19 protein-coding genes are annotated in these 18,664 nt (G+C 36.5%); 13 read left to right on the top strand and 6 right to left on the bottom strand.

The features are described from left to right. Positions 1-3 precede the first annotated feature (3 nt). From infB to HUS24_RS09050, 8 genes are all read left to right on the top strand, one after another. On the top strand, positions 4-2,712 hold the full coding sequence (gene infB, locus HUS24_RS09085) for a translation initiation factor IF-2 (protein WP_173911744.1): 2,709 nt from the start codon (positions 4-6) through the stop codon (positions 2,710-2,712). Beyond that, entirely contained in the window at positions 2,712-3,116 is a 405-nt protein-coding gene (locus HUS24_RS09080) for a ribosome-binding factor A (RefSeq protein WP_173911743.1), read from the top strand. Before infB ends, HUS24_RS09080 begins: the two co-directional genes overlap by 1 nt. A gap of 194 nt (positions 3,117-3,310) precedes the next feature. Continuing rightward, positions 3,311-3,901 carry a LemA family protein gene (locus tag HUS24_RS09075; RefSeq protein WP_173912528.1) on the top strand — a complete coding sequence of 197 codons (591 nt, stop codon included), beginning with the start codon at positions 3,311-3,313 and terminating at the stop codon, positions 3,899-3,901. 35 nt (positions 3,902-3,936) lie between these two features. Continuing rightward, positions 3,937-5,010: a YgcG family protein gene (locus tag HUS24_RS09070; RefSeq protein WP_173912527.1), complete on the top strand. Its 1,074-nt coding sequence runs from the start codon at positions 3,937-3,939 to the stop codon at positions 5,008-5,010. Continuing rightward, complete coding sequence (locus HUS24_RS09065; RefSeq protein ID WP_173911742.1) at positions 5,004-5,564, top strand: TPM domain-containing protein; 561 nt, start codon at positions 5,004-5,006, stop codon at positions 5,562-5,564. The genes HUS24_RS09070 and HUS24_RS09065 overlap by 7 nt, the downstream gene beginning before the upstream one ends. Before the next feature lie 193 nt (positions 5,565-5,757). Continuing rightward, a complete protein-coding gene (locus HUS24_RS09060; RefSeq protein WP_173911741.1) occupies positions 5,758-6,243 on the top strand; it encodes a pilin in 486 nt (161 codons plus the stop codon). Between the two features lie 72 nt (positions 6,244-6,315). Beyond that, positions 6,316-8,016 carry an O-antigen ligase gene (locus HUS24_RS09055; protein ID WP_173911740.1) on the top strand — a complete coding sequence of 567 codons (1,701 nt, stop codon included), beginning with the start codon at positions 6,316-6,318 and terminating at the stop codon, positions 8,014-8,016. Between the two features lie 62 nt (positions 8,017-8,078). Continuing rightward, entirely contained in the window at positions 8,079-9,719 is a 1,641-nt protein-coding gene (locus tag HUS24_RS09050; protein ID WP_173911739.1) for a PglL family O-oligosaccharyltransferase, read from the top strand. A gap of 52 nt (positions 9,720-9,771) precedes the next feature. On the opposite strand, the gene bfr is transcribed toward HUS24_RS09050, so the two are convergent. The 6 genes from bfr to gmk form a co-directional block, all read right to left on the bottom strand. After that, positions 9,772-10,236: a bacterioferritin gene (bfr, locus tag HUS24_RS09045; protein WP_173912526.1), complete on the bottom strand. Its 465-nt coding sequence runs from the start codon at positions 10,234-10,236 to the stop codon at positions 9,772-9,774. Positions 10,237-10,548: 312 nt separating this feature from the next. Next, entirely contained in the window at positions 10,549-10,743 is a 195-nt protein-coding gene (locus tag HUS24_RS09040; protein ID WP_065993770.1) for a bacterioferritin-associated ferredoxin, read from the bottom strand. Positions 10,744-10,950: 207 nt separating this feature from the next. Further along, positions 10,951-11,334, bottom strand: coding sequence for a RidA family protein (locus HUS24_RS09035; RefSeq protein WP_065993769.1), 384 nt, complete (start codon positions 11,332-11,334; stop codon positions 10,951-10,953). 76 nt (positions 11,335-11,410) lie between these two features. Continuing rightward, entirely contained in the window at positions 11,411-13,513 is a 2,103-nt protein-coding gene (locus HUS24_RS09030; RefSeq protein WP_173911738.1) for a bifunctional (p)ppGpp synthetase/guanosine-3',5'-bis(diphosphate) 3'-pyrophosphohydrolase, read from the bottom strand. Positions 13,514-13,714: 201 nt separating this feature from the next. After that, positions 13,715-13,996, bottom strand: a complete 282-nt coding sequence (gene rpoZ / locus HUS24_RS09025; protein ID WP_065993767.1) for a DNA-directed RNA polymerase subunit omega — start codon at positions 13,994-13,996, stop codon at positions 13,715-13,717. A gap of 82 nt (positions 13,997-14,078) precedes the next feature. After that, positions 14,079-14,702 (bottom strand): guanylate kinase, encoded by a 624-nt coding sequence (gene gmk / locus HUS24_RS09020; protein ID WP_173911737.1) that lies wholly within the window; start codon positions 14,700-14,702, stop codon positions 14,079-14,081. Positions 14,703-14,836: 134 nt separating this feature from the next. On the opposite strand from gmk, the gene ispH reads away from it, so the two are divergent. The 5 genes from ispH to HUS24_RS08995 all read left to right on the top strand — a co-directional run bounded on the left by ispH (position 14,837) and on the right by HUS24_RS08995 (position 18,657). Continuing rightward, the gene (gene ispH, locus HUS24_RS09015) at positions 14,837-15,787 is read left to right on the top strand and encodes a 4-hydroxy-3-methylbut-2-enyl diphosphate reductase (protein WP_173911736.1); all 951 of its coding nucleotides are present in this window, start codon (positions 14,837-14,839) and stop codon (positions 15,785-15,787) included. Positions 15,788-15,923: 136 nt separating this feature from the next. Then, positions 15,924-16,370: a GspH/FimT family pseudopilin gene (locus HUS24_RS09010; RefSeq protein WP_173911735.1), complete on the top strand. Its 447-nt coding sequence runs from the start codon at positions 15,924-15,926 to the stop codon at positions 16,368-16,370. Further along, positions 16,370-16,993: a type IV pilus modification protein PilV gene (gene pilV, locus HUS24_RS09005; protein ID WP_173911734.1), complete on the top strand. Its 624-nt coding sequence runs from the start codon at positions 16,370-16,372 to the stop codon at positions 16,991-16,993. Before HUS24_RS09010 ends, pilV begins: the two co-directional genes overlap by 1 nt. Beyond that, a complete protein-coding gene (locus tag HUS24_RS09000; protein WP_173911733.1) occupies positions 16,994-17,944 on the top strand; it encodes a PilW family protein in 951 nt (316 codons plus the stop codon). Then, positions 17,941-18,657, top strand: a complete 717-nt coding sequence (locus tag HUS24_RS08995) for a PilX N-terminal domain-containing pilus assembly protein (RefSeq protein WP_173911732.1) — start codon at positions 17,941-17,943, stop codon at positions 18,655-18,657. Before HUS24_RS09000 ends, HUS24_RS08995 begins: the two co-directional genes overlap by 4 nt. Positions 18,658-18,664: the final 7 nt, after the last annotated feature.

Here is an 18,664-nt window from a genome sequence, read left to right as displayed (position 1 = left end):
TACATGACGGATAAGTCAATTAAAGAGTTAGCGGTCAGTGTAGGACTTCCTGTTGAAAAGCTCCTTGATCAGGTGCGTGAAGCTGGATTGCCACAAAAGAAAGCTGAAGACAAGATTACAACAGAACAGCAAGCTACCCTTGTTAACCATTTGAAAAAATCTCATGGTCAAGACGTGGGTAACGCAGGAAAAATCACGTTGAAACGTAAAACGACTAGTACTGCTAAAGTAGCCAGTACATCGGGTAAGGCTAAAACGATTAATGTAGAAGTGCGTAAAAAACACACGTTTACTAAGCCAAATCCAGAACAAATTAAGGCAGAAGCTTTAGCAAAAGCGCAAGCAGAAGCACAAGTGCAGGCTGAACAAAAAGCCAAAGCGGATGTTGCAAACAAAGAGCAAGAGAAATCTGAAAGCTCTGCAAAAGCAAATTTGGAAAAAATGCGTGCTGCTGCTAAACAGCAAACTGCTGCAAAAGAAACACCAAAAGCTGCGGTAGTGGTAAAACGTAAATCTACGAATAAACCAATTACCAAAGCAACGGTTAAAACCATTGAAACGCCTGAACAGAAAAAAGCGCGTGAAGCTGAAGCTGCAAAATTAAAAGCAGTTGAGGAAACCGCACGTCGTAAAGCTGCTGAAGAGGCGCAACAACGTACACTTGAACAAATGCGTAAAATGGCGTCTAAATATTCAAATGAAGACACCACTGCCACAATTCGTGTTGTAGACGACTCTCCACTGGCTGCAGGTTTGGTGGGTCAAGCATATGAAGACTCTTTTGCAAAAGAAGACCGTGATATTAAACGTGGTGCTAACACCAATAATCCACGTGGTCAGAAAAAAGGTGGTCGTCGTGGTCAAGAAGAGCAATCTTTTAGCCATAACCCGCATAAACGTGGTTTAAAAACCAGCCAAGCAAATAAACACGGTTTTGAAAAACCAGTTAAAAAACAAGTTTATGATGTTGAAATTGGTGCAACGATTGTTGTTGCTGACTTAGCTGCAAAAATGGCGGTTAAGGTACGTGAAGTTATCAAATCACTTATGAAAATGGGTGAATTGGTTACACAAAACCAAGCGATTGACCAAGAAATTGCTGCCCTTGTGGTAGAAGAAATGGGTCACAATCCAGTACTTGTTTCAGATACACAAGCAGAAGATAACTTGCTTGAAGCAGCTGAAGAAGCACGTGGTGTTCAAACCACTCGTCCACCAGTTGTGACGATTATGGGACACGTTGACCATGGTAAAACATCGTTGCTTGACCGCATCCGTCGTGCGAAAGTGGCGCAAGGCGAAGCAGGTGGTATTACCCAACATATCGGTGCTTACCATGTGAAAACTGAGAAAGGCATTATTACTTTCTTAGATACACCGGGACACGCCGCATTTACTGCAATGCGTTCTCGTGGTGCGAAAGCAACTGATATCGTGGTGCTTGTTGTCGCAGCAGATGATGGCGTTATGCCACAAACTGCAGAAGCAATTGACCATGCACGTGCAGCAGGTACACCAATTATTGTTGCAATCAACAAGATGGATAAAGAATCTGCTGATCCAGATCGTGTATTGAATGAATTAACCACCAAAGAAATTGTACCTGAACAATGGGGTGGTGATGTACCTGTAGCAATGGTATCAGCACACTCTGGTATGGGGATTGATGAACTTCTAGACCTGATTTCAATTCAAGCTGAATTGTTAGAATTGAAAGCATCTGAAGAAGGTGCAGCACAAGGTGTTGTTATTGAAGCACGTGTTGACAAAGGTCGTGGTGCAGTAACGTCTATTCTTGTACAAAATGGTACGTTGAATGTGGGTGATTTAGTGCTTGCTGGTTCATCTTATGGTCGTGTTCGTGCGATGACAGATGAAAATGGTCAGCGTATTAAATCAGCAGGTCCATCTATTCCAGTAGAAATTTTGGGTCTCCCTGAAGCGCCAATGGCGGGTGATGAAGTTCTTGTAGTGGATGATGAGAAAAAAGCACGTGAAGTTGCGGAAGCTCGTTTAGACCGCGAACGTCAAAAACGTCTTGAGCGTCAAAGTGCAATGCGTCTTGAAAACCTTATGGCATCAATGGGCAAAAAAGATGTGCCGATTGTCAATGTTGTATTGAAAACAGATGTACGCGGTACTTTAGAAGCCTTAATCGTTGCATTGTCTGAATTATCAACGGATGAAGTTAAAGTTCGTGTCATTAGCTCAGGTGTTGGTGCGATTACTGAATCTGACGTAATTCTTGCTGAATCTTCTGAAGCCGTACTTCTTGGCTTTAACGTTCGTGCCGACAATACAGCACGTCAAAAAGCCGATGCTGATGGTATCGATATTCGTTACTATAGCGTGATCTATCAGTTGATTGATGACGTAAAAGCGGCAATGAGTGGTAAACTTGCACCTGAGCATCGTGAAACGATTCTTGGTGTTGCACAAGTACGTGAAGTCTTCCACTCAAGTAAATTTGGTGCAGCTGCAGGTTGTATGGTACTTGAAGGTATGTTGCATCGTAACAAACCGATTCGTGTACTTCGTGATGATGTGGTGATCTTCCAAGGTGAGCTTGAGTCACTTCGTCGCTTCAAAGAAGTGGTTGAAGAAGTCCGTGCAGGCATGGAATGTGGTCTTGCAGTGAAAGGCTATAATGACATCAAACCACTCGATAAGATCGAAGTATATGATGTTCAATTGATTAAACGGAGTCTTTAATGGCGGGTAGTCAGCGTCTTAAGCGTATGGCAGATACAGTTCAGCGAGAATTGTCTGAACTGATTCGTCAAGAGCTGAAAGATCCACGCTTAGGTGGTCTAGTGACCATCTCTGCGGTGAAAGTAAGCCCAGACCTAGGATATGCTGAAGTTTATGTCACAGTAATGGGGCGTGAATTAGGCGATGAACAAAGTGAAGCGGCAAATAAAGAAACTTTGGATGTCCTAAACAAAGCATCTGGTTTTTTGCGTCATGAACTTGGTCACCGCATCAAAACACGTATAACGCCACGTTTGCGTTTCCATTATGACAAAACCAATGCATACGGAAACTATATGTTTGGTCTTATTGCAGAAGCAGTTAAGGATTTACCTCCTGCCGAAGCAAAAAAAGATGATGAATAAATCCTCTTTAAATAAGAAGCCACCTACGGGTGGCTTTTTTATGTGGATGAATATCAATTAAATACAGCTATACAGAATACAAATCAAACGTATCACATTGTGTTGATAGCATAAATTAAACAATTCTATTTCTAAAATGTGTATAGAATAAACTTATATCAACAAATACAAATAAATACTTGAGGTTTTAGATGATGAACGCAATGAAAAAAGCTGCTTTGGCGCTGACACTTGCAAGCACGTTGGCATTTTCAGGTTGTGGGTATAATACACTACAAGCCAAAGATGAATCTGTTACCGCAGCTTGGTCAGAAGTGGAAAACCAATATCAGCGCCGTGCGGATTTGGTTCCTAACCTTGTGAATGTCGTAAAAGGCTATGCTAAACACGAAGAGCAAGTGTTGACTGAGGTCACCCAAGCACGTGCCAATGTTGCAGGCTTAAAAGTAGACAAAGAAGTTTTGGAAAATCCAGAATTATTTAAGAAATATCAAGAAGCACAATCGCAAATGACCAGTGCATTATCACGCTTATTGGCAGTCACTGAAAATTATCCAGATCTTAAAGCCAATGAACAGTTCCGTGATTTACAAGTACAACTTGAAGGCACAGAAAACCGTATCAGTACTGCACGTACACGCTATGTAGAAACGGTACAAGATTACAATACTTATGTGCGTCAATTCCCACAAGCCATGACAGCTAAAGTGATTGGGATGAAAACCAAGCCAAACTTTAGTGCAGAAGCTGGTGCAGCCAAAGCTCCTACTGTAAATTTTAATTAAATAATTGAAAATACAGTGAGAAAAATATGATTGAAATGTGCAAAGTTATTCATCATAAAGTGAAAACAGGGTTGATGCTGTTGGTCAGTATTTTACTATTTGCCTTTCAATCATTGGCTTGGGCGGAAGTGGCGACTGCAACGGACAGCGTTGAAGATGCTGTGGTACTTGGAAAGGTGATCCAAAACCAAAACCCATCATCAAATAATACCGCATCAACTTCAACACAAGATACAAGACAGCGTCAAAATACTCCTACTGTTGCCAATGATATGGCCGCAGGACAAGCTGAACGGCAGCTTCCCAGTCTAAATCAGCCTATTATTGATCAAGCCAATATTTTATCTGCAACGGAAAAGCAAAATTTAGAAACCCAGATTCGCAATATCCACAATCAGGGTAAAGCGCAAATTGGGGTAATTATTGTGCCTACCACAGGCAATGAGGGTATTTTTGATTTTGCCATGCGTGTGGCAGAGCAATGGAAACTTGGTTCTGCAAAACAAGATAATGGTTTATTGATCGCCGTTGCAGTGAATGATCGAAAAATCCATATCGCCACAGGTTATGGTTTAGAAGGCGTATTGCCTGATATTATGGTCAGTCGAATTATTCGAAATCAAATCACACCTTATTTTAAACAAGGACAATATGGGCAGGGTATCCAGGCGGGTGTGACTGAAATTGAACGTGTTTTAAATTTAGACCCTGAAATAGCCAAACAAGCTGCGGATGAACTTAAAGCACGCCAAGATCAAGCCATTCAGGAACAAGAAGCAAAAGACAGAACCATGACCACGGCGATGATTATTTTGATCATTGGAATTTTTGCTTCTTTCATCATTGGAAATCGGTTGAGTGCTTCGGTTGCTGGTGTGACAGCATTTGCTGCGGGTTTAATTTACGGTTCAGGTATTTTGATGAGCCTAGTTTTGGGCTTTGGAATTTTCTTTTTACTCATTACCTCTTTAGCACAACTCATTTTCCAGATGTTCCTTTCGGGCGGTGGTGGGCGTGGTGGAAGTAGTGGCGGCGGATTCGGTGGCGGTGGTGGATATAGTGGCGGTGGTGGCGGCTTTGGCGGGGGAGGTGCATCAGGCTCATGGTAAGTAAAACAGATACAACAGAAATCGTTACGGAACCAAAATTACAACAACATGTAGCACCCAGTTTTGCACGTTGGCTCAAGCATTTTTTTTATATGCCTGCATCTAAACGTTACTTTTCAAAACAAGATCAGATGGTGATTGCAGAAGCGGTTAAGCAAGCAGAACAAGGGCATGTCGGTGAGATTCAGGTGGTCATTGAAGGGCACATTCCAAGTAATCAAGCCTATCATCAAGATACTCGGCTGCGTGCGCAGCAACTTTTTGCAGAACTTGGGGTTTGGGACACTGAAAAAAATAGTGGAATTTTGCTTTATCTCAACTTATGTGAACAAAAAGTTGAAATTGTGATAGATCGAGGCATTAGAAATGCCACTGAACAACGTATCTGGCAAAATATATGTGACCAAATGATCCTTGAATTAAAAGCCAAGCGCCATAGAAATGCAGTGTTGGAGGGTGTTATAAGTATAGGCAAGATATTGAATTTATATTATAAAAAAGTTGATTTGCAAGATCAAAATGAACTTCCTAATTCCCCTATCATTTTGAACTAGTTTAAAGAGTGACACAAAGTGTCACTTTTTTACATAAAAACTTTGAAAGAAATACAAGATAAATTAGTTGTTGTAAAAAACAGCAAATTCGATAAAAATAAAAAAGTGTTAAACGGTTCGCGTTTTATAACTTTGGGGTTAGGACGCAAACTATAATTGATTTTATAAAAAATTAAAATATTGGAGATGTGTTATGAACGCTCAAAAAGGTTTTACCCTTATCGAGTTAATGATCGTTGTTGCGATTATTGGTATTCTTGCTGCGATTGCGATTCCTGCTTATCAGGACTATACGGTTCGTGCGAAAGTTACTGAAGGTTTATCGTTGGCAGCATCTGCAAAGACGACTGTATCTGAGAATGCAGCTAACGGTACTCCATTAGCGAGTGGATTCACTGCACCAAGTTCTACATCAAATGTAACAAGTGTTGGTATTAACTCAGCCAATGGTCGTATTACTATTACATATACTGCTGCAATTGATGGTGGAAGCAAAACTTTGATTTTAAACCCATTAGATGGTACAGCTGCTTTAGTGGGAACAGCTACAGGATCTACAATTCCTTCAAATGGTTCTATTAGTTGGGTATGTCGTTCAGCTAACCCGACAACTACTATTGCAAATACAGCAAATGGTACACTAGCTGCAAAATATGCGCCTGCTGAATGTCGCCGCTAGTATTTAATTAATAATTTAAAAGTCAATCGATTAATTTGATTGACTTTTTTATTAGTTTGAGAAAATAAAAGTATGCTTAGATTATTAAAAAACTATTTGTTTTTATTCTTGTTAGGCTTATCTTATTTTTTTGGCATTATAAGTTTTCAACATTATAGTCCTAGTGTGCATGATTTTTATATCAATACAATATGCTATTCAATAGTCGCTTTAGGAATTTTTATTTTTTTATTTAAAAATAAAAGTAGTTTTAAGTTATATTCTAATAATATCTTTTGGTTAGTTGTTTTAAGTGTATTTATAATTCAATCTTTGGTAAATGATATAATTTACGTTGATGGTTTGGTTTTTCCAGTGTCTATTGTTTTTCTATTATTTATATTGTCTATTTGTATATCAAATTATAAAGATAAAAATAATATTAATTATATTATGGCTGTTTTTTTTATTTTTTCATCAGTTATGCTGCTAATTACCCAGTTTATACATGTTTTTAAAATTATGCCTTTAGTAGATTTTTTTAGGCTGCCGTTACAAACTAAAAGGTATTCTGGAAATATATTTCAACCCAATCAGGCTGCATTTATTTTTTCATTAGGTGCAGTTTCATCAATGCTGCTATTTGAAAACAATAGAAAAATTATTAATTATTTTTTGTTGTTTATCCTTGGTATAGGTGTGGCTTTTACTGCTAGTCGATCAGGACTCTTAATAATAATAAGTGCAGTATTGGTTTTTAATTTGTATAAAAACTTTAAACTAGGTAAACACTTTTTAAAACTATATGAGTTTTATGTGGTTTTATTATCTTTAATTGTTGGGATTTCTATATACAGCAATTTTGCTATAGAAAGTGTTATAGATAGAGCTGGAAAGAGTTTAAGTGATCCAAGGTGGTCATTATTAAAACAATCGTGGTTGGATTTTTCTAATCATCCTCTTACAGGTGTAGGTTGGAAGAATTTTGCAAGTAGTAATTTTGATTACTATACCAAATTAGATTGGATAAGCCTGACCGATCACTCGCACTTTATTTTCGGCCATATATTGGCTGAATTTGGTTTATTGGGTTTGATAATAATAATTTATTTTTTTTATATTTTAATTAATAATCTAAAGAATATTTCTGATGTTAAAGGATTTTATGTTTTTATAGTGTTAATGGTTTTTATTTTATATTCATGTTTTGAATATCCGTTGTGGTATTTTAGATATTTATTTGTTTTTGCGATTTTTTTATCACTATTTGATGGTAAATTATTTAGTTATCAGATTGATAAGAGTTATTTGCTATATGTTCCAGTTTTGATATTGATGGTAATTTCTATATATTACATAAATCAATATAGGAAATTAACTTATATTAATGATATTGTTTTCAATCAAGATCAAAGTTCTAAAAATAAAATGCAAGCAATGACTAGTATGGAGCCTACTTTTGGCTTTAGTTATTTTCAAGATCTTTTATTTTATGAAGCTATTGAAGATGATTCTTTTCTTTTAAAAGATAAAATCATAATTGGTGAGCGTTTGGTTAATTATGTTCCTGATTTTAGATATCTCGTAAAACAAGGAAAATATTTGGCTTTAGACAATCAGAAAGAAAAATCTTTATTATATTTTAGTTTAGCTTGTAAGTATGATTCTATGCAAAAGTGTCCATATGTGATTTCTTACTTAGTGCATCTAAATTATGAAAATCCTAGAAGTTTTGGAGAGATATTGGATAAAGTCAAATTCCAATATACTTCATATAATACTGAAAAGAATTAAATAACATTTTATAAGAAAAACTGAGTGTATAATTCACTCAGTTTTTTTTTGCGCATTTTTCAATGAAAGCAATTTTACCTATACTCTCTGCTCTATTTTTAGCATTTGCATACCTCTTGCCTTTCCATAAACTTCCATGGACGACTTTTGGTAGTGAGGTTTTAACCTTTTTATCAGGCATCACCTTGTTATGTATATTCCTGAAAAAAGACCTAAAAATTCCAAAACCCCAGCTTATTGTATTGCCGATTTTATTTATTCCTCTAGTTCAATACGGTTTTGGGCAAATTGTGTATTTTAGTAATGCCTTGTTGTGTAGCGCTTATTTATTAATGTTTTGGTTGATGGTACTGGTGGGTTATAACTTATCATTAGACAAGCTCAAACGAGAAAAAATATTCAGCAGTTTTAGCGTACTCATTTTAATCGTCGCACTGCTTTCAAGTATGATTGCTATTTTCCAGTGGTTAGGATTGAATTCATACTTTGCACCATTGATGAATTTTCTTAAAGGGAATCGTCCTTATGCTAACTTTGCGCAACCAAACAATCTTGCAACATTTTTAACGATGGGTGTTTTTGCTTGTTTATATTTTTATGAAAAGCGTTTAATTTCAAATATTGTAATCGTACCATCCACTTTGATTCTTATTTTTAGTATTGCTTTAACCCAGTCTCGTACTTCTTGGGTGGTCTGTTTATTTGTTCTTATTTATTTAGCAATTAAACGGTTTAATCAGCCGAAACGTTTCAGTTTTGCAAAATTATTGCTTTGGGTTGGTATCTTTGTTGCTGCAATTGGCTTATTGCCTTATTTCAATGCCTTGATCAGTACTGTGTCACAGCAAGAGGTTGTTGATACAGCAAGTGTGGTGCAACGAGCATCTTCAGGTTATTTAAGATTAGATATGTGGTCACAAACTTGGGTTGCGATTCAACAGCAACCTTGGTTGGGGTATGGTTGGAACCAAACGGGCATGGCGCAGATTGCTGCGTTTGACCTTTATCCATCGCACGAGTGGTATAAAACTTCACATAATGTCATTTTAGACCTGTTGATTTGGAATGGCATTCCATTGGGTGTGTTAATTATTTTATATGTGGTGGGCTGGTTGTATTGGTTAAATAAAGGCATTAAAGAGCCGATTTCATTGGTTGCCACTTTAATGGTATGTGCGATTTTGCTTCATGCCTTTTTAGAATATCCGATCCATTATGCCTATTTCTTATTGCCTATGGGCTTTTTACTTGGAATTATTCAAGCGCAATATCCTCATTTACCAAGTAAAAATTTAAAGCCTGCTGTTACATTGAGTTTGATTTTGATTGGTATCACACTGTGTGCAGTAGTGTATCGAGATTATCAGTTATATCGTCAACAAAGCGTGTATGTGAATATCAAAAAACCGTTAACAGATGCGCAGCAAGAAGTGATGAATCAACAGATTTGGTTGCTGTCACAATTCAAAGAACGTGTTTGGTGGATTGGTTTAGATCCATTTACCAAAATGTCAGATGCACAATTGCAGCATTTAGGTCGTATGGTGGCAAACTTAGCTTCAAAATATGATTTATTTAAATATGCACAGGTGCTTGCATTTAATGGTAAAAAGGCTGAAGCGGAACATCAGCTTTGGATTTTATCGGAGTTACATCGAGAAAAACATACCTATCAGGATTTATTGCCTAACACTGAAAACTAAACATAAAAAAATCCCTTTGCATAATCAAAGGGATTTTTCTTTTAAGCAAGGATTAAAGTTGGCTTTGAATGTAGTTTTCAATGCCGACACTGTCTGTCAGGTCGATTTGAGTCGTCAACCAGTCCCAATATTCTTCTTCTTTTTCTAAAATTTCTTGGACGAGATCGCGCGTTACATAATCTAAATTTTGCTCAGCAAGTACAACTGCTTTTTGTAATGCCTCAATATTTTCTTTCACTTTACGCACATCGCAGTTCAATACTTCTAAAGTATGTTGCCCGATATACAATTTACCTAAATGTTGTAAATTCGGTAAGCCTTCAAGAAATAGAATACGCTCGATAATTTTATCGGCATGTTTCATTTGGCGAATAGATTCTTTATATTCTGCTGAACCCAATTGCTCAATGCCCCAATCATTAAACATGCGTGAATGTAGGAAATATTGATTAATCGCTGTTAAATGATGATAAAGAACTTGGTTAAGTTGATTAATAACGTCACGATTGCCTTTCATGGTGAATGCTCCATCTAAAATCTGTGCCTCAAAGTCGTTTAAGGCAATCCATTGCTTCATATTAATCAAATTTTATAAGGGTTTCGAGCCTTTTATAGAACGGCAAATGAAAATCGCAATCAAAATCATAAGAAAGGTAAATTTTTGGAAAATAGATCAATCATGAAGTGAAAACAATATGAAATTAAGCAGACAGGAAAGAGTTTATCACTAAAAAGAAACCCGCTTTGAGTCGAAGCGGGGGAGGAGGATGATCATTCACGATCATAGGGTTATTATCATTATTTCAAAATATATGAAAAAATAAAAGTTTTAAGCTGCTACAGAAATTCGAGCAGCGACCAAGGCTAATTCTTCATTAATAATACTTTTTGCCTCAGGTGCGCAGCGTCCACAGCATGTACCTAAGTCCAGCAATTCACGGACTTCACGATAACTTTCAGCGCCATTTGCCATAGCGTCTTTAATATCTTGATCGGTAATACCACGACATAAACAAACGTACATGAGAATCAACCACAGGTTTAAATGCGATAATTGATATTATTGATAATTATTATCGTTTGTCAATGAAATTCATTTAAATAAGTTATATTTGTTGATTGGCTTTTTGGATAAAAAAATACCACCTGAGTGGAAATTCGAGTTATTCTCGGATTTTTATGCAAAGGTGGTATTTAAATTTGGTTTTATTATATTGATATTTATATATTTTTATTTATTAATAATCACAATACCATCCATTTCAACTAAAGCGTTTTTAGGTAAGCTTGCAACGCCTAATGCTGCACGTGCAGGATAAGGTTGTGCAAAGTACTCTCCCATAATTTGGTTAACGAGCTGAAAGTGAGATAAATCTGTTAAGAAAATATTGAGTTTTGCAATATCTGCAAGTGAACCACCTGCAGCTTCACAAACGGCTTTTAAGTTATCAAATACGCGGCGGATTTGGGCTTCAATGCCTTCAACCAATTCCATACTATATGGGTCTAAACCAATTTGACCTGAAAGATAAAGTGTATTTTCAACTAAGATGGCTTGAGAATACGTTCCAATCGCAGCAGGGGCATTTTCAGTATGAATCACTTGGCGGGACATCAATTTCTCCTATTTTTCAATTAAATCCATCATATCGGATGAATGGTATTGTTGAAAGTTATATCGATTTATCTGATTAACACGCTTTAGAAATTTGTGGGGTCGCAATTGGCATCGCTAAACGCGTTACACGAGGGAAACCAAAGAGCATTCGAATTTCACGGATAATCTGAGCAATTTGTTTACGGTCTTGTACTACAATATTCACAAAAGTTTTATCATCTCGACTTTGAACGGACTCGACCCCAGTTTTGAGTTTACGACATAAATAAATTAATTCAGAAACTTGCTCATCACTTAATATCAGATCAATACTTAAATACGCACTAAAGTTAATATCATCTTCGGTTTCCGAGTTCCAATGTAAAGGCATAATATTTTCAGGATGCAAATGTTGCTCGTGTAGCAAGTTATGGCAACGAGAACGATGCACAATTAAGCCACGACGTGAAATATGTCCTTGAATTGGGTCACCAAGCACAGGGTTACAGCAATGTGCATATTTAACATCGACACCTTCTGTACCTTGGATCAGACGTTCTGAAGCAGTATTGTCTTCTTGATCTTGTGCAAATAGATGATTGGCAACCAATTGAGGAAGTAAGTCACCCACCGCAATTTGTTCAAATAATGCTTCTTTACTGCTGACATGTCGCCATTGTAATAAATCTATCCAATCTGATTCAGATAAATCCTTTACAGCAAGATTAAATAATTTTAATGCACGACTGAGCGCTTGTTGCCCGACAAGGCGTTGCTCTTCGACATCCTGATCTTTTAGGATATGTTGAATTGCACGGCGTGCTTTTTGTGTATTAATAAAACTAAGCCAATCTGGGTTAGGTGTTGCCAACACATCAGTGATCACTTCAATGACTTGACCACTTTGTAATGGTGTTGAAAGTGGTTTGATTTCACCATTAATTTTAGCACCAACGGCATGATTACCTAAGAACAAACTGGCAGAGTAGGCAAAATCAACGGCAGTTGCGCCTTGTGGCAACTCATGTAGTTGACCATGTGGCGTATAAACCCAAATTTTTTCTTGATGTAAATAATCTAAAAGATCGCTAAAAGTGGTTTTTGCACAATCGCCATCGACTAAAATATTTAAATTTTTCATAGAGGCTTGAATCGCAGAGCGACAAGCCTGTGGTGCATTTTCACCTAAGACCACACCAAAACGCGCAGCTTTACGCATCAATTCAGTTTGGATGGTAAGTGACAAGGTTGTTCTTTCGCCTTTTAAGCGTAACATTAATGATTGGTTCCCCCCAGGCAATGGGTAACGAATATGATCTTCATAATGTAGAACCTGAAAATTTTCACGTAATGCTTCAACTAAACGGTCACAATCAGCAATGCTTTGTAAAATAATTTCAAAAGCATGACTATGTGTCAGTTCTTGTAAATCAATTTCATTTTTAACAAAGTGGCGCAGCAACTCAATATTATTATTTTTCTTTTTAATTCGACCTTGAATACTATAAGTATGTAATAAGTCAGCGAGATTCTGTTCCCAAACAGTTTGATATTTACAGCGTTCTGGCTTAGTGATCAATAAAGATGCTTGTACATCATTGTACATATCTAAATCAAGGTTTTGATAACAGAGATGTTCTAAGTTATCTGCCATTTCATTCATACCCACAAGTCGAGCCATCGGTACAAAAACGTCAAAGGTTTCTTGTGCAATTCGAGCGCGTTTATCTGGACGTAATGACTCCAATGTGGTCATATTATGATAACGATCTGCTAATTTAATAATAATGACACGTGGGTCCTGTAAGGTCGCTTGAAGGATTTTTCGAAATGATGCTGCTTTATTATACTCTTTATCACTTGAATGGCTGAGTTTGGTAACACCATCAACGAGTTCTGCCACCACTCGACCAAATTTTTCAGTAATATCATCTTTACTAAAATCGGTGTCTTCGATGACATCATGTAATAAGGCAGCCATGAGTGTTTCGGCATCCATTCGCATATGTGCCAAAATACAACTGACCGCAATTGGATGAAGAATATAGGGCTCGCCACTTTTACGGGTCACGCCATCGTGTGCGATGTCTGCATAATCACAGGCCGCAAGCACTTGCTCGACTTCGCTTGGTTTTAAGTAAGCGTCGATAATAATATTGAGCTGTTGCTTGGCTTGACTGACCTCTTGGCCTGGCATAGAACACCTATTTTCGTATTACAAAATCAAAGGATATTTCGATAATGCTTTAATGAAAAGCATATTGAATGAATTGTCAATTTTTAAAATAAAAAGACCTCTATTTTTTTTAACAAATATTTTGAATTTTGTCGATTACTTATCTAAAGAAATTGCAATAAAAAAGCCTAGTAAATACTAGGCTTTTTCAAAAAACTGAACTTATTGGAAAGAAAAGCCTTCTAAGTTCAAATTATTTACTGAAAGAGCAAGATCAAGACTTGAAGTTTGATAATCTTGATCACGTTGTTTCAAAATATCTTTGGTTACATGTCCAGCTGCAATTTCACGTAAAGCAACAACAGTCGGTTTGTCATTGTCCCATTCTAAAGTTGGTTCAATACCCTGACGTGCCAATTGACGCGCACGTTTGCTTGCCACTAGTACAAGCTCAAAGCGGTTGTCTACATGGTCTAAACAATCTTCAACGGTTACGCGTGCCATAAAAGTTCTCGTATAAATATAAATTTTTAAACAGACTGTAAAGTATAAAATGCTTTAACTTTATACTCAAGTTTAATCACACTCATTTATTTTCAGGTGTAATTAATTTTTCAATTAAAGCTTGATGGCGTGTAGCTTGTTGACTTAATTTAAGTCGATTGGCATTAATCACGGATTCTAGGTCATGCAGTGCTTTATTAAAGTCATCATTGATAATAATATAATCAAAATTAACATATTGTTGCATATCTTCGACTGCACAACTTAAGCGATGTTCAATTACTTCAACTGAATCTGTGCCACGATTTGATAAACGTTGGCGTAAATCAAACTGTGTTGGTGGTAAGATAAAAATTTGTTTTGATTCAGGAAAAAGTTTACGAACTTGTTCAGCACCTTGCCAATCAATTTCGAGTAAAACATCATGTCCTTTGGCAAGTTGTTCTCTCACAGTGGCTTGAGATGTTCCGTAGTAGTTACCAAAAACCTCAGCAAATTCAATAAAACCGCCTTGATTGACTTGCTCAAGAAAAACTTCTTTACTGGTAAAATGATAATGAACGCCTTCAAGTTCACCTACACGTTGACCACGTGTGGTATGAGAAACAGAAACGTGTAAATTGCTGACACGCTCAAGTAGGGCTTTCACGAGAGATGTTTTGCCTGTTCCTGATGCAGCAGAAACGACAAACAATAGACCCGACATGATATTTTTCCTGATATGATAAAATATCTTCTCTATTTTAGAGTAGAGTGCACACAAACAAAATAGCTTTTGCAGATTGTTTGTCATTTTCTGAATAAATTTTATTGAAACTTTAAGTGAGCCTTGAGGGTGTTATGAAAATTGTACTGGCCAATCCACGTGGTTTTTGTGCAGGTGTAGACCGAGCAATTGCGATCGTCAATCGCGCACTTGAATGTTTTAATCCACCGATTTATGTGCGACATGAAGTAGTCCACAATAAATTTGTTGTAGATGATCTTCGTCAGCGTGGTGCCATTTTTGTTGATGAATTAGATGAAGTGCCTGACGATAATATCGTGATCTTTAGTGCACATGGCGTATCTAAAGCAGTACAACAAGAAGCTGAACGCCGTGGTTTAAAGGTGTTTGATGCGACTTGCCCATTGGTGACTAAAGTACATATCGAAGTGACTAAGTATGCACGTGAAGGTGTGGAAGCGATTCTGATTGGTCATGAAGGGCATCCAGAAGTTGAAGGAACAATGGGGCAATATGACACAAAAAATGGTGGACATATTTATCTCGTTGAAGATGAAAAAGATGTTGAATCTTTGCATGTACAAAATGCTGAAAAAGTGGCTTTTGTGACTCAAACTACTTTATCGATTGATGACACAGCCAAAGTAATTGATGCATTGCGTGAAAAATTTCCTAATATCCAAGGCCCTCGCAAAGATGACATTTGCTATGCTACGCAAAATCGCCAAGATGCAGTACGGGACTTGGCTGAGCAATGTGATGTGGTGTTGGTCGTTGGCTCTCCTAATTCATCGAACTCAAACCGCTTAAGAGAGTTGGCAGAGCGCATGGGGAAACATGCTTACTTGGTCGATAATGCAGATGAATTACAAAAAGAATGGTTTAAAGATATCCAAAAAATTGGTGTCACTGCGGGCGCTTCTGCACCAGAAATTTTAATTAAGCAAGTAATACAACGTTTACAGGACTGGGGAGCTGATGCACCTGAAGAGTTGGATGGACGTGAAGAAAATATTACCTTTAGTTTACCTAAAGAATTAAGAATACACGTTACGCAAGCTTAGAATTTTATTCTACGTTTATGCCGATAACTGCGAAGCAGTTATCGGTTTTTTTATGCCTTTTATCTGCTATCTGTTGGCTTTGTGTAAATTGTTAATAAAATATTAGAATATTAGAACTTCAATTGGTGAAGTAAGAATGTATAAAAATAAGGGATTTACTTTAATAGAGTTGATTGCAACATTTACAGTCATGGCTATTATTACTGCAATGGCTGCCCCATCTATGGCAAATATTTTATCAAAACAAAAGTTAAATTCAACAACTAGAGAGTTGATTGAAACATTGAATACTGCTAAGACTCAGGCCGTTTTGTTACGTAAAGATATTACAGTGCAGTTAAATTCAACAGCTACAGATACACAATATATCTATAACTGGCAACCTAGTGCTGGAAATACCTTAACGGCACCCGTAACTATTCCCTCTATTATTTTTACAGCAGATGGAACATTAAAGAATTCTAATAGTGGTGTATTTACATCTACTAATTTTGTGATCTGCAACACGTCTACCAATAAATCAAAGACAATAACTTTAACGAGAATGGGTGGAATTACTTTGACTGTAGAGGGAATTTGCTGATGTACATATTAAAAAAAGAAAAAGGTACAGGAATGATCGAAGTATTAGTCGCTTTACTATTACTAGCAATAGGAGTACTCGGATTTACAGTATTACAGCTTAGAGCTGTTGATGCTACTAATGAGGCATTAAATAGAGTTCAGGCAATGAATATTGCCCGAGATTTTGCTGAAAGAATCCGAATAAATCCATACGCATTAACTGTATTAAAGACAGACAATACAGCTATACAAACAAATACAGATATTTCAGCCTATTTAAGTGCCATAAATAATAATAAAGACTCTGAAGATTTATACGTATGGTCATCTTGTTATCAAGACAGTAGTTGTAATAGCTCTCAACTTGCCACTCAAGATGTCCAACAAGTTGTATATAGAGCTTTTTTACAAGGTATGAAGGTAAATTTAATACCATGTAAAAGTTCTTCAACATCTACTGAAAAAGATGCCGATGGAGTTGAGCAGACAACAACGACTGAATCTAATATTGCAAATCAAAGAATGTGTATATATGTAGCGTGGGATAAAACAATACCAAATGATGGTACAGAAGAGAATAGTTGTGCGCAGTATGGAATATATAAAGATAATTCAAAATGCGTAATTTTGGAGGCCTATTAAATGCAAAAATATAAAAATAAAGGTTTTACGCTTGTTGAACTTATGGTTGCAATTGTTTTGGGATTATTAATCGTTGCAGCTGCTACACAGTTATTTATCACAGGACAAGTAAGTTTAAATTTACAAAAAGCAATGGCTGATATTCAAGATAATTCTAATTTTGGTATTACTTATATTAGTAGTGATTTACGTAAGGCAAATTATAATGCTGAAAAGCCCTTGATAACGAGTACCACAAAGTTTGGTGGCATTGTAATTGCAGATACCAATTTCCCAAGTGATTTAACATTGCGCCCTGCAGCTACATTATTAACTAGAAACGCTTCACAAAGTACTACAGGTCGATTAACTAATACTGCAAGTGATCAGTTGGTGATTCAATATTATGTTGCTGAGAGTACCATTGATTGTGAGGGAAATAATATTGAAGCAAATAGTATGATTGTACAGCGCTATTTTGTTGATGGCGGTGAATTAAAGTGTGATTCTGGATTTTATCCTTTTACAAAACCTACAACTAAAGATCAAAATGGGGTTTTATTGCCTTATGTTTTGAGTGGTTTAAATACAAATGCACAGACTATTATAAAAAATGTTGAATATATGCGTATTTTATTGGCTGTTAGTGAAGATAATGCAGCTCTAGGTACAGGAACAGGGAATCAATCAGCTTTACCTGTAGATGCAATAGCTCAGAAAAATTTAAGATACATTAGTATTAATAATTATCCAACAACAGGAACATTACCTCGTATTAGAGGCATACAGTTAGGGCTTTTGATGAAAGCAAATGACAGTGTCTCACCATCCAAAGAGCTGGAAGATAAAAATAAAGCAACATTTAGAGTATTAGATCAAGACGTAAGTTTAGTGACTAAAGACAAAAAAATTTTACATCAGGTTGTAACACAAACAATTGCGTTGAGAAATGCTTTGGGGGCGAGCTCATGAATAAGAAAATACCAAATTTTTCTCAGCAGTTGGGAAGTACATTGGTTGTGATTTTGATTTTATTAGTTGTAGTTACTATTATTGGAACAATTGCGATACGTCAAGGCTTATTAAGTTTAAAAGTGGCAACAAATAGTCAAGCTCAAGCATTATTATTGCAAAATACAGATGCCTACTTCTTTAAACTTGAAGCTGGCACAGAGAAGCAGAAAATTATTAATGCAAGTAAATTTGGTCCTATTGGTTATGCATCGCAAGTCGAAAACATAGGTCAAGAAGTTTCGTATTGTTTCACACGTAATAATGAACAGGCTTTTGATACTAATACAGTGGGTAAATTCGTGAGCGGAACTGGATTAAGCAAGGGATATTGTAATCCAGCTAGTGCTGATAATTTTACTAGTGGGCGTAAGGCAGTCATGACTCAAGTCACTATTAAGGTTGAAAATAAAGCGAGTGCTCCTTTAGAAAATTTTATTGAAGGAACAGATACTGAACTCGTAAATCCAGCTATGAGAATAAGAGTAAATGTTGTCTCTCTTATGCCTGCGATGTCAGATGCTACCAATACAACAATTATAAATTGTTTAAAGGATAATCCAGCAGAAGCTGCCAATGCCACAGGAACAACAAAAACTAGTTGTTTAAGAACAAACAATATCCCTTATAACGCACAAGTTGCTGAATATAAACAAAGCAACTCACCTCAATAGTGTGAAA

The sequence above is a fragment of the Acinetobacter sp. Marseille-Q1618 genome, from assembly GCF_902809855.1.
In the GTDB taxonomy this organism is placed as follows: domain Bacteria; phylum Pseudomonadota; class Gammaproteobacteria; order Pseudomonadales; family Moraxellaceae; genus Acinetobacter.
The sequence above is the reverse complement of the archived record's forward strand: the minus strand, read 5'-3'. Positions and strand labels throughout refer to the sequence as shown.

Bases quoted from the DNA above. Each gene is read 5' to 3' on its own strand.
- HUS24_RS08995 (WP_173911732.1), top strand. From the start codon at position 17,941: ATGAATAAGAAAATACCAAATTTTTCTCAGCAGTTGGGAAGTACATTG.
- rpoZ (WP_065993767.1), bottom strand. From the start codon at position 13,996: ATGGCACGCGTAACCGTTGAAGATTGTTTAGACCATGTAGACAACCGC.
- HUS24_RS09035 (WP_065993769.1), bottom strand. From the start codon at position 11,334: ATGTCCCGCCAAGTGATTCATACTGAAAATGCCCCTGCTGCGATTGGA.
- HUS24_RS09065 (WP_173911742.1), top strand. From the start codon at position 5,004: ATGGTAAGTAAAACAGATACAACAGAAATCGTTACGGAACCAAAATTA.
- HUS24_RS09080 (WP_173911743.1), top strand. From the start codon at position 2,712: ATGGCGGGTAGTCAGCGTCTTAAGCGTATGGCAGATACAGTTCAGCGA.
- gmk (WP_173911737.1), bottom strand. From the start codon at position 14,702: ATGTCGGGTCTATTGTTTGTCGTTTCTGCTGCATCAGGAACAGGCAAA.
- HUS24_RS09030 (WP_173911738.1), bottom strand. From the start codon at position 13,513: ATGCCAGGCCAAGAGGTCAGTCAAGCCAAGCAACAGCTCAATATTATT.
- HUS24_RS09050 (WP_173911739.1), top strand. From the start codon at position 8,079: ATGAAAGCAATTTTACCTATACTCTCTGCTCTATTTTTAGCATTTGCA.
- HUS24_RS09010 (WP_173911735.1), top strand. From the start codon at position 15,924: ATGTATAAAAATAAGGGATTTACTTTAATAGAGTTGATTGCAACATTT.
- bfr (WP_173912526.1), bottom strand. From the start codon at position 10,236: ATGAAAGGCAATCGTGACGTTATTAATCAACTTAACCAAGTTCTTTAT.
- infB (WP_173911744.1), top strand. From the start codon at position 4: ATGACGGATAAGTCAATTAAAGAGTTAGCGGTCAGTGTAGGACTTCCT.
- HUS24_RS09040 (WP_065993770.1), bottom strand. From the start codon at position 10,743: ATGTACGTTTGTTTATGTCGTGGTATTACCGATCAAGATATTAAAGAC.
- ispH (WP_173911736.1), top strand. From the start codon at position 14,837: ATGAAAATTGTACTGGCCAATCCACGTGGTTTTTGTGCAGGTGTAGAC.
- HUS24_RS09060 (WP_173911741.1), top strand. From the start codon at position 5,758: ATGAACGCTCAAAAAGGTTTTACCCTTATCGAGTTAATGATCGTTGTT.
- HUS24_RS09070 (WP_173912527.1), top strand. From the start codon at position 3,937: ATGTGCAAAGTTATTCATCATAAAGTGAAAACAGGGTTGATGCTGTTG.
- pilV (WP_173911734.1), top strand. From the start codon at position 16,370: ATGTACATATTAAAAAAAGAAAAAGGTACAGGAATGATCGAAGTATTA.
- HUS24_RS09075 (WP_173912528.1), top strand. From the start codon at position 3,311: ATGAACGCAATGAAAAAAGCTGCTTTGGCGCTGACACTTGCAAGCACG.
- HUS24_RS09055 (WP_173911740.1), top strand. From the start codon at position 6,316: ATGCTTAGATTATTAAAAAACTATTTGTTTTTATTCTTGTTAGGCTTA.
- HUS24_RS09000 (WP_173911733.1), top strand. From the start codon at position 16,994: ATGCAAAAATATAAAAATAAAGGTTTTACGCTTGTTGAACTTATGGTT.